The following is a 12,755-nucleotide window of genomic DNA, read 5'->3' on the forward strand; positions in this document are numbered from 1 at the left end:
CGACTATGGATAATTTTCAGGAGAGCTGCGATGCCTATAAAGCCCAGGCCATTTACGTTTGTGTGTGGTGAATGTGGTTGGAAGAAAACGGTGGCACCCCGGAGTGATGCGCTGGGATCGGGGGAATGGTTCAAGCAGTGCCCGAAGTGCGGGAGCGAATCGTTGAAGGCGCGCGGCGCGGGGTGGCTTGAGCGGACGTTGGCAGAGTTACTTGGGCGTCGCTAAGTGCTTTTTAACAGTAGTAGCTGGGTGAGGTCGCTGGGCGAGGATTGTCAGCTCCTTGCCGTTGGCACCCGAAGAAATCAGCGCGCCATGGGAGATCAGCGCGTATGGACTACAAGCGTCGTCGACATCGCCCTGGCACAGATGCGCCAGGGCGCCTTTCTCGGCGCAAGTTTTAGGACTCTATGGAGAAACCATGAGCCAGCGGCTCACGCACATCCTGTTCATGGTGAGCTTATCCCTCGATCCGGGTGAATTCGGCTTCGATCAATTCCCCGCTTTGGCGCCATTCCTGGAATTGTTCACGTAGCCCTTTCTGCGTATCGATGGCGATTTGTACGTCTGCGGCATTGGCATCAAGAGAGGCATAATCGGGGAAGAAGCGCTCCTCGAACGAGACGTCCTGAATCATGGTCAGCAGTTCTTCACGCTGGTTGTTGAAGTTTTCCACCATCTCGGCGATGGCCTGTATGAACTGATCTTCTCGTTTCTTGCGCTCATAACTGTCCCAGGCTTCCAACGCCAGGCCTGCAACCGACAGGATGCCATTGAGGTTCTTCGCCAAGTTAACCGCACCCCAAGGCTTGAATTTCAGTGCCTTGCCTAAATCCACGCCGAGGGTCTTGGCCACGCTGACGATGCCGTCGCGGGCAGCGAGAATGCTACCGTTGTTGATCAAGTTGCCCTTGATCACATAGTTCACGCCTTGCTTGCCCAGGTTGATCACGTTGGTGTTGAAGTGATCGATTTCGGAGTCGAAGCTCAGGCGCATGCGGGTGAGTTCCTGGCTCACCCCGTTGAGTTGACGATCGAATTCGTTCTGCAGGCGCGTGGTCACCATGACGCCATCACGCCCAATCTCACGCTCGAAGAACTCCTTGAAGGTTTCCTGGGTCAGTCCCTCCGTACGCATGATCAGCCCGGAGAAATAGCGTGAGACAAAATCACGCAGGCCGATACGCACCTCGCCTATTTGACTCTTGGCGCCGACGAGCTGACGAATGAGCGTGCGGCTGACGCCACTTAGGCGCTCGACTTCATCGCCCAGGCGCTGATCGTTTTCCACCGCCACCGGCAGTTCCTTATGCAGCACGTCGAGGATCACGCTCTTGCGCGCTTGATCGACAATCGCAGCAGGGCCGCCACTGGACTGAATCTTGCTCGCCGTGGCCTGTTGCAGGCTGGCGATGTGCGACAGCGTCTTGAACTGGCCAAGGCGTTCGAGCCAATAGTCGTTCCCCATGTCGAACGGGTTCGCAGCCACCGCGACGATACTCAGGGCAGCCACCTCCGCGTCGCTGGCGTCGATGGACTCGCGAAGCCGGCTTTCGACGTTGTTGCGTTTGATCTGCAGGTGCTGCGCGTAGCTCGCCTCATCCTCCACGTCGGCCACTTCGTCGAAACGGCTCAATACGAATACGGTGCGCGGCAGCAGGTCGAGCGTGCGGAACAGCCAGTTCAGGTCATCTTTATGGCTGTCCTTGATCGGGTTGGTTGAGTTCATCACGTACAGCACCAGGTGGGCTTCGCTGACGTATTTGCGCGTGATGTCCTTGTACTTCTCCATCGCATTGATATCGGCGTTGTACTGTTCCTTGAAACCAAATAGCCCGGGAGTGTCGATCAGCACGAAGTTGTCATCCACTTCGTAGACTTTCACCTCGTTCGATGACTCCTGCTGACTGATATTCATGCTGGATTTGTCGAGACGTTCCATCCAGGCTGCAGCGATGGACGTCTTGCCTTCAGAGAAACCGCCGATCAAGGCAATTTTGAGCTTGTCGTTGGCCAGGTTCTGGCTGGCATGTTCGAGTTTGCTCAGCAGTGTCGGGTCGATGTTGACGCCAAGTGCAGCACCTTGCTCGAGGAATACACGCAGTTTGTCCAGCAGTGCCAGAGCCTTGTTGTTTTGATTCAGAAAGAGCTCAAGGGTCGAATTCATGGTGCAGTTCCTTATGCTTTGAGGTCGCTGGCGATCTTTTTCAGGCCGAGGTGGGCAGCGTCGAGTTTTTGGTTGATGTGCCGTGCTTGCAGGGCGGGCTTCTGCAGAACGGTACGGATCTGTTCGATTTTCCCTTCCAGCGGCGGCAGCGCCTGCGCGAGGGTTTCGCGGAAACCGTCGCGGATGGCCTCGCAAGCGCTGTAGAGGTTGTTGTCGGTGGCTTTGCGCTGTTGGCCTTTCTTGTAGTCACTGTCAAAAAAGCTCCAGACGGCCTTCGCGAGACCGACTAGTAGCGTCGCCACGCCAATGGTCATCAGCACCCAGCCCACGGGGTTCCAGATCATCACTGCACCACCGGCCAGGCTGGCAAGTAAACCTACGACGTTGATCCCGTTGTCGATACTCACGTTCAGGCTGAAGTCTCCGGCCAGACGTGCCTTACCGATCTGTGAGTAGCCGGCCAACAGGTCTTTGGCATGCGATTCGAAACGCTGGACAATTTCGCTGACATTCTTCTGGAACTGATCAACCTGCTTGTCGAGTGTTGCCGGCAGTTTGTCTTGCAGTGTCGACTGCTCACTCTTCAGTACTCGTTCCAGCACTGCTTTGAAATCATCGTTGCTGATGTCGTCATCGATGCGGTCGTAAACGCGCTTGCGCACGGCATCTTCAAATTCGCCGATGGCCTGCTCGCCCGCATTGCTCAGACGGCTGTTGAGGGACTTGAACGCAATTTGCAGCTGGTGGCAGGCGTTCTCGGCTTCCTCGTGCAGTTTTTTGGCCAGTGGGGCGAACTGCGCTACCTGGATGGCTTTCACTTCTGAGCAAACGTCGGTTACCGCGAGTTGAACCTTGTTCATGTTCGAGCGGCGTATTTTGGCCTTCACGTTTGTGACCAGGTCTCGGGTCAGGTGTCGATAGAATTGCTTGACGCCGGATTTTTCCAGCAGCGCGTCTGGCGCCATGGCATCGAGGAATTTCTTGCGGCTGATCGCTATCGTGGAGCGTGGCACCAGGCAATCGGCTGCTGCATAGAACGCGGGCAGGGCACAGAGGGTCATGCTGCGCTGGTAATGCTCGCCCAGTTGCTTGCGCATGATCTGGTCCAGATCATCCAGGCTGGCCTGCTCGTCAGGGCTGATCAAGGCGGGTTTTTGCAGGGCCATTGGGTTGGTGATGCGTTTGTTATAGAGCGTCCAGACTTCCGTCTGCGCACCCAGTTGCGCCTTGATTTTTTCCAGGGTGCCAGGACGGCCGGCATCTCCGGTCTGCGGCGGGGCCGCTTTGGCCGTTACGTAGAACACCGCATGGGCACGCTTGACCGCGTTGTTTATCTGCTCGCTGACCTTGCGCTCATCACCCTCAATGCCGGGAACATCGAGCAACTGGAAATGCTGGCCTTCTGACTCAAAGGCATACGCTTGGGTTTGACGGGTGAAGTCAGCGCGGCCATCACCGATGATGCTGCCGTCTTCGAAGGCCGCCAGTTGCTGCAGATTATCCAGTGCCGTTGCATGTTGCTGACGGGTTTCGCCTAGCCGGGACTGAATCTCTTCGCTGTGCTGACGCAGTCTGGTCAGTTCGGTTTCACGCTGCAGGGGCAAAACAGAGGCGCCGGCCTGCAACTGCACCAGAGCGATTTCTTCGGGAAGCTTGCGTAGCAGGTTGATAACGCGCTGGATCAGACCAGCGCTTCGTTTCTGTTCTTCGATACGCGCGCGCAGGGCGTCTTCTTGCAACTGCTGTTCGACTTGGCGCTGGTCATGTCGAGCATCGGCGGCGGCCGTTTCACTTTCGGCCTGGGCCAGGCGAACGTCCAGCGACTCGATTTCGGTTTCCAGTGCCTGCAAAGCCTCCTCGCTCAACCCCGACTGCTGCTGCAAGGCGAGGAAGCGATGACGTTGTTCTCGTTTGGTGTTTTCCCTGAGCAAGATGCGCAAGGTTTCGATCAGCGTCGACTTACCAGCGTTGGTTTCGCCATAGAACGCAACGGTGAAGGTTTTGTGTTCGGCGTTGTCCTTTAGCTCGTTGATTGCGTTGGTCAGCGCTTGTTCGATTTCCTGCAGTTTGCTCTGCGCTTCTGCTTGGGCCGAGGCTAGGCTTGGATCGTCGGCACCCCGTGCCAAGGCTTTGAGCAAGGTGCTGATGTGATCGATAAGTTTAAGATATAGGCCTTCGGAGAGGTCTTCAGCTGCAGTCATGGTGTCTTCCTATCTGACTAGATGGGCTCGATTTTCTGCAGCGATCTGTTGGCTATCCAAATTCATTGGCTGCGCAAGTTGTGTTCAGGCAGGTGCACCCCAATCAGCGTGGCAAACTGAGGGAAAGTAAGGAGGCGTAGTGCGGGCAGGTTGAGCACCTTATCGTCCTTGCTAGCTCATTGGATCACCCGCGTCATTGATACAATGCTGGCATCTGGACATCGGCCGTCAGAGAAAAAACTTTAACGTGGTGGCGAGCACTTGTTTCGAATAGTTGGAATCCAGGCGCATGTTGCATATCGCTCAGAACCCGGCGCAGTGAACGGCATGAGCTCAACGAACGGCTAAAGAAGGTATGTCTATTTACCTCTTTAGCCGTATAGCCAGAACGTGGTGTTCGAGCGACCCGCCGTGCAAGCGCAGCCGCCGACATCGCCGATGAACTCACCATCCGGCCCACTTGCTAGAGTTGCGCTGAAACCACGGGCGGCACCGCCGACGGTACCAATGGTCCAATTTTCATGGCCGTTCAGAGTGAAGCAATATTGCTGGCGTTACTGGAGGACATGCACCTAATTGTTGGGTTAGAGACGCAAACGGTCTTCCCCTTTGATCAGGAGATTCACTTGGATGTGAAGTACTCGATGCTTCGTGAAGACCATTGGGACGAGGCTGAGCGCATCGTTGAGCCATTGCTCGAGAAGATGTATGCAGCGATGAAATTCGATGTAGCGACCTAGCAACGAGGTGTCGGAGTAATGACGTTCTCTGCGCCCTAGAACCGTTGGTTTTGTCCGACACCAGACCCTATATCAGCGGATAGAAACGACTTTTCTGGCCCTGCTTTCCTTAATAGCTGACACTGATAGGCTGCCAGTCGCCGCTTCCTGGATGTGCTCGCTCCACCAAGCCATCATTGGGCGTCTGCGCTCGATGTAATCTGCACGGTTGTAGGCGCTGCGTACCTCATCTTTATCAACGTGGGCAAGCGCAACCTCGATCAATTCAGGATCCCAGCCGTGCTCGTTGAGGATAGTGCTCGCCATTGAGCGCATGCCATGACTCACCAGGCGCCCTTCGAATCCCATCCGTTTCAGCGCCATGTTGGCGGTCTGGCTGTTGCAGTGGGTACGTGGGTCTCTGTCAGCAGGGAACACGTACTCTCTATGGCCGCTATAAGGTTTGATAGTCTCAAGCAGAGCAAGTGCGTGTTCGGTCATTGGTATGACATGAACTCGCCGTTTCTTCATGCGCTCCGCTGGGATCGTCCAGGTTTTCTTGTCGAGGTCGATGTCGGCCCAAGAAGTTGTGGCGGCTTCCGCAGGACGGGTCATAGTGTGGAGTTGCCATTCGATTAGGCAGCGTGTTGTTCTTTTTATGCTCGCATTGGCGATGGCAACCATTAGCTCTGGCATCTCTTCGGGACGGAGGGCTGCCATGTTCTGTTTTTTCGGTTTTTTGAAAACCGCCCGGATGCCACTGAGTGGATTGGCAAAGATCATTCCCGAGTTCACACCGTAGGTCATGATCTCGTTAAGTCGTTGGGTCAGTCGCTTCACTGTCTCCAGGCTGCCTTTGGTTTCAAGAGGACGCAGCAGTTCGATGACCGTTGGGGCATTGATCTGCGAGATAGGTGTTGTTCCTAGTGTGGGAAAAACATGCAGCGTGAGCGAGCGCCAGATGTCCTCGGCATAAGCTTGAGTGACAGAATCTTGTTTCAGTTCAAACCAAGCAGATGCCACGTTCTCGAATGTGTGCTCGGTTGCCTGCCTTTTTGTCTGCTCCAGCGCGCTACGATGTTCTTTCGGGTCGATGCCCTGGGCGAGAAGCTCTCTGGCTTCGACCGTTTTCTTCCTGGCTTGCGCGAGCGAGAGTTCTGGGTAGGTGCCGAGGCCCATATTGATGCGGTTTTTGGTAATCGGCTGCCGGTAGTTGAAGTTCCATAGCGTAGAGCCATTAACCCTCACACGCAGCTGTAGACCGTCTCCATCACTGAGGACGTAGTCCTTGTCTTTCGGCTTTACCGCTTTGAGTTGGCGGTCAGAGAGGCGGGTGGCTTGGGCGCACATGAGGTGTTCCATGACATCAATTGGTATTCCAAAAATTACCACTGAAGGGCTTGGAATACCATCTGGAATACCCGATGTCGTGGATTGCGCAGGACGTCCATGGACGCCGGTAGACCCTAAATCCTTGATTTTGCTGGGTTTCAGGCACAAAAAAAGACGTCCGTGGACGTCTTTAGATGATGAAGTGGTGGAGCCGGGGGGATTTGAACCCCCGTCCGCCAGTACTCCGCTGTCGGTACTACATGCGTAGCCGTTTCTATTAAGTTAACCCTCAGCGACCCGAAGGGCAGGGTGCTTTGGGCGAGTTGTGTAAGTTTTAGCCGCTTCGTCCACAACGTACTGCACGGCGATTCTGTTCTATATGACAATCACTTTGGGTTTACAGACATCCCCTGGTGATTGCTGGACCCGAAGGTACCAGAAGCTCAGGTCTAAGGCTGCTTACGCAGCGATAGCGAATTCCTGGCCGTAGTTTTCGTCATTGGCAACTATAAGAAGTTGCAACAGTGGATTTACGAGTTCTGTTACCAACTCGGCATGCACCTAAAGTTTCGCGACCGGCGTCGAATCCTAAACGGCCCCGTGCTTGTAACTCGTTGTTTCATAGTGAGTGACAAGCCTGTGCAGTGTACGCCATACGGTCACAGAAGGCCAACCCGAAGGTTGGCCGTGAGCCCAGGCTGGCTTATTGGCCGCCTTTCTCGCTGTTCTGCATATCTTGAATGGCTTTGGAGGTGATCTCGATGCATTTCTTGTCATCGCCGGCGGTGTGCGCGGCTTTGGCTTGGGAGACCGCAGTGTCGATTTCGCCGCTTTTGCCACTGGTGTCGGTGGCGAGCAGGGCTTTACCGTTGTTGATTTTGTCCAGGTTGATCTGGCACAGATCTTTGTCAGCGGCTGCAAAAGCAGGTGAGGCCAGCATGGCAGCGGTAATGAACAAGCCAGCAAGAGCGGAACGCTTCATAGGGTATCTCCTTGCGAAATAGGGCTCGACGCTGCTGGCGTTCAGTGGCTGCCAGCGACATCACTATGAGCCTCGTTCGCCGAGGCCTATGCAGATGACTACGCTGGCGCGCAGGGGTTCTGTTTTTTTGCAGGTTTAATGCGTCGGGCCTGGGTTACCCGGTCCACCAGGTACACCAGCCCGTGGTAATCGATGCCGCCATGCTGGCTCAGGCCAATCTCGCAGGTACGGCTGGTGGAGATGCCTTCGCTGCAAAATTGCACGGCGTCTTTGAGTGAGCGCAGGGCGTGGGCGTTGAGTTGCGGCGTGGTAAAGCCTTTGTCGCCGGCGAAGCCGCAGCAGTGAATGCCTTCGGGGACGACCACGGTTTTCGCGCAGCGTCGCACGAGGTCGATCAGCGCCTGGCTTTCGCCCAAATGTTGGGTGCTGCAGGTGACGTGAACGGCGATGGGCGCTTCCTGGGGCGTGAAGTCGAGGCGCTGCATCAGGTGGGTGCGGATAAAACGCACCGGGTCATAGAGGTCGAGGCGCGTTTCGCCGAGGTCTTGCACCAGCCGCAGGGTGCACGGGCTGGTGTCGCAGTAGATTGGGTCGAGGCCGCCACGGCTGGCCTGCAGCAGTGCGCCAAGCAGTTCCTGGCGCTTTTGCTCGGCCTGCTCGGCGTAGCCTTTGGAGGCGAAGGGCTGGCCGCAGCACAGGCCGTCGAAGTTGTCGGGCAGCACAATGTGGTAACCGGCCTTTTCCAGCAGGCCACGGGTTTTGTCGTACAGCGACATCTGCTCTTTATCACCGGCTGCCGGGCCCATGGCGCGTGAGACGCAAGCCGCCAAATACACCACGCGCGGGCGCTCGTCTGTGAGCGTTGGGCTGAAGCGAATGGCTTTTTCCGGCTGCGGCATGGCGCTGGACCATTGCGGGATTTGCCCCTTGGACAGTGTGGTCAGCGTGGCTGACAGCTTCGCCAGGCGCGGGGCGCCCAAGAGCATGCGCGCGCGATTGGCGACATGCAGGGTAAAGCGCGCGCCCTGCATGGCGGTGGCGAAATGGCTGGCGAGCCAATCGGCCGTTTTCGTACGGTCGGCATCGCGTGCGCGCAGCTTTTTCACCAGGTCGCCGGTATTAATCCCTACAGGGCAGCGTTGTGCGCATAAGCCGGTGGCAGCGCAGGTATCGATGCCTTGATAGTGGTAGGCCGCTTCCAGCTCGGTGGTGTCGACGCCCGCACGCTTCTTGGCCTGAATGTCGCGCCAGATTACGATGCGTTGGCGTGGGCTCAATGTCAGGCCTTTGGAGGGGCATACCGGCTCGCAGAAACCACATTCGATGCACTTATCCACAAGCTCGTCGGCTGCGGGCAGCGGTTTGAGGTGCTTGAGGTGAATGTGCGGGTCTTGGCTGAGCACCACGTCGGGGTTGAGAATGCCGTTGGGGTCGAGCAGGCGTTTGAGCTGCCACATCAATTGATACGCGTCGCTGCCCCATTCCAGCTCGACAAAAGGCGCCATATTGCGGCCGGTGCCGTGTTCGGCTTTCAGCGAGCCGCCGAACTCAACGGCCACCAGTTGCGCCACGTCGTCCATGAACGCTTGATAACGTGCGATTTCTTCGCTGCTGTTGAAGCCTTGGGTGAACACGAAATGCAGATTGCCTTCCAGGGCGTGTCCGAAAAGGATCGCCTCGTCATAGTGATGTTTGTCGAACAGCTCGATCAGCCGGTTCACGCCGATCGCCAGTTGCTCGACCGGGAAGGTCACGTCCTCGATGATCACCGTGGTTCCGGTTTTGCGCACGGCGCCGACGGCAGGGAAGGTGTCTTTGCGGATCGCCCACAGGCGGGCGTTTTCCAATGGGTCTTCGGTGAAGTCGACCTGTTTTTCCACCGGGAAGGTCGCCAGCGAAGCCATGATTTGCGCCCGTTGCGCCTGCAGCAATGCAGGCGACGCGGCGCGGGATTCGATCAGCAGTGCGCAGGCTTTTTCCGATAGGTGCTGCACGAAAGCAGGCATGCCCGGCTTGTTCTGCACCGAGCGCATGCTGCGCCGGTCCAACAGCTCAACGGCCGAGACCGCTTGAATTTTCAACACGGTGACCGCGTTGCAGCAGGTCTCTACATCTGGAAACACAATCAGCGCCGACGCTTTGTTCGGGTGATCAATCACCGTGTTGTAGGTCACTGCGCTGATAAAACCCAGGGTGCCTTCGGAGCCCACTAACAGGTGGCTGAGAATATCCAGTGGCTCATCAAAGTCCACCAAGGCATTGAGTGACAAGCCAGTGGTATTTTTCAGACGATACTTGTGGCGAATTTTTGCGGCTAATTCAGCGTTTTCGCGTGTTTCGCGGCCGATGGTCGCCAGGCGCTCAAGCAACTCGCCATGTTGTTTGCGAAATGCGCTGACGCTGTCCGGGTCTTCGGTGTCTACGCAGCTGCCATCAGCGAGTACCAGGCGCATGCCTGCCAGGGTGTGATAGGTGTTTTGCGCGGTACCGCAACACATGCCGCTGGCATTGTTGGCGACGATGCCGCCGATTTTGCAGGCACTGATCGATGCGGGGTCCGGCCCGATCTTGCGCCCGAACGGCGCAAGCCAAGCGTTGGCTTGGGCGCCTATTACACCGGGTTGCAGGCGGATCTGAGTGCCTTGCCCGCGAATCTCGCGGCCGTTCCAGTGGTCACCCAGCACTATCAATACCGAGTCGCTGATGGCTTGGCCGGACAAGCTGGTGCCGGCCGCGCGGAAGATCACGGGCACGTGCTCACGTTGGGCCAGTTGCAACAGCGTTACGACTTCGTGTTCCGATTCCACGCGAATGACACACTGTGGGATCAGTCGGTAAAAGCTGGCGTCGGTGCCGAATGCGAGAGTGGAAAGCGGGTCATCGAAACGCCGATCCTTCGGGATCAGCTGTGCGACGTCGCTGAGGAAAGCAGCAGGCAGGCTCATGGATCCTCCGCAGAGGTTCAGCGCGTGGCTGGAAGCCTGTAGCCCGGGGCAGGTCGCCCAAGGCCACAGCGTCACAAGGGCTAGTCTTCCTTGCCCTTGTTGCGTACGGCGCGATGCAACTCACGGTTGGAGTCGCGCTCGCGTTCGGTATCACGCTTGTCGTATTCCTTCTTGCCTTTGCCCAGTGCAATCTCGCACTTGACCAAGTGCTTGCTCCAGTACCAGGACAGGCAGATGCAGGCATAGCCTTTCTGCTGTACGGCCGCGGCGAGCTTTTCGAGTTCGCGCGCGTTGAGCAATAACTTGCGCGTGCGCACCGGGTCGGCAATCACGTGGGTGCTCGCGGTGGTCAGCGGGGTAATATGACTGCCAAGCAGCCATGCCTCGCCATCTTTGAGCAATACGTAGCTGTCGACCAGTTGCAGCTTGCTGGCGCGCAGACTCTTTACTTCCCAGCCGGCCAGGACCAGACCAGCCTCGAAACGATGTTCGATGAAGTAATCGTGTCGCGCCTTTTTATTTTGCGCGATGGTCCCTGTGGGGTGTTTCTTTTGTTTAGCCATAGGGGCGGCATTATAGGGAGTTGCGAGCGTGTCGGCTACGGTCAACCTGCGTGCTTGAGCGTGTTGGATGAATCCCGGACAATACCGGCAGTTCTTTGGTTTTTTTCTCTCGCGGATGGGGCTGTTCTTTCGCGATGTTTGCCGCCCAGATGTGGAAATAACGCTCACATGACGACGCATATTCAACGTTCGGCCTTACTGCCTTATCCGGCGCAGGCGCTCTATGACCTGGTCAACGACGTGGCGCGTTACCCGGAATTTCTGCCTTGGTGCTCTACCGCCGAAGTGCTGGAGGGCGGTGATGAGCATATGGTTGCCAGTGTGGGGGTCGCCAAGGCGGGTCTCAGTCAGCACTTTGTAACGCGCAATATTCTGGTGCCTGGGCAATCGATTGAAATGAACCTGCAAGAAGGGCCGTTTACCCAGCTGCATGGGGTGTGGGTATTCAAGGCGCTGACGGACAAGGCCTGCAAGATAAGCCTGGACCTGTCGTTTGATTACGCCGGTCCGATTGTGCGGGCGACGTTGGGCCCTCTATTTAACCAGGCGGCCAATACGTTGGTGGATGCGTTTTGTCAGCGGGCCAAGCAGCTGCATGGTTGAGGTTGAGGTGGTGTACGCCGCCGAGGATCGTCAAGTCGTGTTGGCGCTGGCGGTGCCGCCGGGCACAAGCCTGAGGGCGGCCGCGCAGGCGTCGGGCATTGCCGAGCAATTTCCGCAGTTGGTGTTGGCTGATTGCCCTTTGGGCATATTCGGCAAAGTGGTTGCGGACGCGGATGTGCGCGGCGTGCAGCAGGGTGATCGGATCGAGATTTACCGGCCTTTGCTGGTAGACCCTAAAGAAGTGCGCAGGCTACGCGCGGCCAAGGCGGCGATGGCCAAGCAACAAAACTCATAAGTCTGCCAATCTGCAGGCAATAAAAAGCCCGGCATGCCGGGCTTTTTATCGAGCGCCGCAAACTTACTGCGGGCTGGTGTCCAGAGGCTGTGGCGACGGCACCGGAACGGTTTGTACGCCATCGACGTCCTTCTGGATTTGATCCAGCAAGGAACCTGGCTTGGCCGGCACTTCGGACTTCTGCTGCTCGGTTTCCTGTACCGGCGCGGGCGCAGGTGCAGTTACGTTGCCGCCGTTATCCTTGCCCAGCAAGGCTTCATCACGGCTTACACCGGGCATGAAGTCACCGGACAGGCTGACAAGCTGGTCATTGCCATTGAAAATGACGCTGACACGCTCCTGTTGGCGTTCACCGCCACCAGGCTGGATGCTGTAGAGATAATCCCAGCGATCGGCATGGAAAGTGTCGGTCAGCAGGGGGTTACCCATGATAAACCGTACTTGCCGTCGGGTCATTCCGGGGCGTAACTGGTCTATCATATCCTGCGTGACGACATTGCCCTGCTGGATGTCGATTTTGTAAACCCCGGGGAATGAACAACCGGCGAGTGCGAGCAGTCCCACAAAGGTGAAACTGGTTAGCAAGAGCTTGGTGTTTTGCATCGGTGGGCGACTTCCACTATCTTGGCTGGGACAACGTAAACGCCGATCATACCCGTATTAAGAGAAGCTGCGAAGCAGCATCCGCGAGAAAGCTAACCATGGTTGAAAATAGCGAACTACGCAAAGCCGGTCTTAAAGTGACTCTGCCACGAGTCAAGATTCTACAAATGCTCGATTCTGCTGAGCAGCGCCACATGAGTGCCGAAGATGTTTACAAGGCGCTGATGGAGTCTAACGAGGACGTTGGCCTGGCCACGGTTTACCGTGTGCTGACCCAGTTTGAAGCCGCTGGGCTGGTGGTTCGCCATAATTTCGACGGCGGTCACGCGGTGTTCGAATTGGCGGACG

At 56.9% G+C, this 12,755-nt stretch carries 11 protein-coding genes and 1 other RNA gene; 4 read left to right on the forward strand and 8 right to left on the reverse strand.

The genetic code is table 11. The features are described 5' to 3' along the window. Positions 1–457: 457 nt before the first annotated feature. Together F0169_RS03435 and F0169_RS03440 are read right to left on the reverse strand one after the other, a co-directional pair. Entirely contained in the window at positions 458–2,164 is a 1,707-nt protein-coding gene (locus F0169_RS03435; protein ID WP_152745572.1) for a LeoA/HP0731 family dynamin-like GTPase, read from the reverse strand. A gap of 11 nt (positions 2,165–2,175) precedes the next feature. Further along, positions 2,176–4,365 (reverse strand): coiled-coil domain-containing protein, encoded by a 2,190-nt coding sequence (locus tag F0169_RS03440; RefSeq protein WP_152745574.1) that lies wholly within the window; start codon positions 4,363–4,365, stop codon positions 2,176–2,178. Between the two features lie 521 nt (positions 4,366–4,886). Between F0169_RS03440 and F0169_RS03445 the strand changes: the two genes are divergently transcribed. Next, a complete protein-coding gene (locus F0169_RS03445; protein WP_152745576.1) occupies positions 4,887–5,105 on the forward strand; it encodes a hypothetical protein in 219 nt (72 codons plus the stop codon). A gap of 72 nt (positions 5,106–5,177) precedes the next feature. Here F0169_RS03445 and F0169_RS03450 read toward each other — a convergent pair whose 3' ends face one another. From F0169_RS03450 to smpB, 5 genes are all read right to left on the reverse strand, one after another. Then, positions 5,178–6,434, reverse strand: coding sequence for an integrase domain-containing protein (locus F0169_RS03450; RefSeq protein WP_152745578.1), 1,257 nt, complete (start codon positions 6,432–6,434; stop codon positions 5,178–5,180). Positions 6,435–6,619: 185 nt separating this feature from the next. Further along, positions 6,620–7,016, reverse strand: a transfer-messenger RNA (tmRNA) gene (gene ssrA / locus F0169_RS03455). Between the two features lie 103 nt (positions 7,017–7,119). Beyond that, positions 7,120–7,398 carry a hypothetical protein gene (locus F0169_RS03460; RefSeq protein ID WP_122250218.1) on the reverse strand — a complete coding sequence of 93 codons (279 nt, stop codon included), beginning with the start codon at positions 7,396–7,398 and terminating at the stop codon, positions 7,120–7,122. A gap of 98 nt (positions 7,399–7,496) precedes the next feature. Then, on the reverse strand, positions 7,497–10,343 hold the full coding sequence (locus F0169_RS03465) for an FAD-binding and (Fe-S)-binding domain-containing protein (RefSeq protein WP_152745580.1): 2,847 nt from the start codon (positions 10,341–10,343) through the stop codon (positions 7,497–7,499). 80 nt (positions 10,344–10,423) lie between these two features. Then, a complete protein-coding gene (gene smpB, locus F0169_RS03470; protein WP_003235073.1) occupies positions 10,424–10,906 on the reverse strand; it encodes an SsrA-binding protein SmpB in 483 nt (160 codons plus the stop codon). A gap of 168 nt (positions 10,907–11,074) precedes the next feature. Between smpB and F0169_RS03475 the strand changes: the two genes are divergently transcribed. Both F0169_RS03475 and F0169_RS03480 read left to right on the forward strand, forming a co-directional pair. Then, the gene (locus F0169_RS03475; RefSeq protein ID WP_058412565.1) at positions 11,075–11,509 is read left to right on the forward strand and encodes a type II toxin-antitoxin system RatA family toxin; all 435 of its coding nucleotides are present in this window, start codon (positions 11,075–11,077) and stop codon (positions 11,507–11,509) included. Beyond that, positions 11,502–11,804, forward strand: a complete 303-nt coding sequence (locus F0169_RS03480; RefSeq protein ID WP_058412564.1) for an RnfH family protein — start codon at positions 11,502–11,504, stop codon at positions 11,802–11,804. The genes F0169_RS03475 and F0169_RS03480 overlap by 8 nt, the downstream gene beginning before the upstream one ends. 63 nt (positions 11,805–11,867) lie before the next feature. Here F0169_RS03480 and F0169_RS03485 read toward each other — a convergent pair whose 3' ends face one another. Then, positions 11,868–12,407 (reverse strand): outer membrane protein assembly factor BamE, encoded by a 540-nt coding sequence (locus F0169_RS03485; protein ID WP_099236417.1) that lies wholly within the window; start codon positions 12,405–12,407, stop codon positions 11,868–11,870. Between the two features lie 98 nt (positions 12,408–12,505). Here F0169_RS03485 and F0169_RS03490 point away from each other — a divergent pair. Next, the coding region (locus F0169_RS03490) for a transcriptional repressor (protein ID WP_172979317.1) at positions 12,506–12,755 on the forward strand (250 nt) is incomplete at its 3' end.

The organism is Pseudomonas kitaguniensis (assembly GCF_009296165.1).
Taxonomy (GTDB): Bacteria; Pseudomonadota; Gammaproteobacteria; order Pseudomonadales; family Pseudomonadaceae; genus Aquipseudomonas; species Aquipseudomonas kitaguniensis.

What these genes read in the sequence shown, in the direction of transcription:
- F0169_RS03465 (WP_152745580.1), bottom strand. Translation starts at nt 10,343, where the DNA reads ATGAGCCTGCCTGCTGCTTTCCTCAGCGACGTCGCACAGCTGATCCCG.
- F0169_RS03475 (WP_058412565.1), top strand. Translation starts at nt 11,075, where the DNA reads ATGACGACGCATATTCAACGTTCGGCCTTACTGCCTTATCCGGCGCAG.
- F0169_RS03445 (WP_152745576.1), top strand. Translation starts at nt 4,887, where the DNA reads ATGGCCGTTCAGAGTGAAGCAATATTGCTGGCGTTACTGGAGGACATG.
- F0169_RS03450 (WP_152745578.1), bottom strand. Translation starts at nt 6,434, where the DNA reads ATGTGCGCCCAAGCCACCCGCCTCTCTGACCGCCAACTCAAAGCGGTA.
- F0169_RS03435 (WP_152745572.1), bottom strand. Translation starts at nt 2,164, where the DNA reads ATGAATTCGACCCTTGAGCTCTTTCTGAATCAAAACAACAAGGCTCTG.
- smpB (WP_003235073.1), bottom strand. Translation starts at nt 10,906, where the DNA reads ATGGCTAAACAAAAGAAACACCCCACAGGGACCATCGCGCAAAATAAA.
- F0169_RS03460 (WP_122250218.1), bottom strand. Translation starts at nt 7,398, where the DNA reads ATGAAGCGTTCCGCTCTTGCTGGCTTGTTCATTACCGCTGCCATGCTG.
- F0169_RS03440 (WP_152745574.1), bottom strand. Translation starts at nt 4,365, where the DNA reads ATGACTGCAGCTGAAGACCTCTCCGAAGGCCTATATCTTAAACTTATC.
- F0169_RS03480 (WP_058412564.1), top strand. Translation starts at nt 11,502, where the DNA reads ATGGTTGAGGTTGAGGTGGTGTACGCCGCCGAGGATCGTCAAGTCGTG.
- F0169_RS03485 (WP_099236417.1), bottom strand. Translation starts at nt 12,407, where the DNA reads ATGCAAAACACCAAGCTCTTGCTAACCAGTTTCACCTTTGTGGGACTG.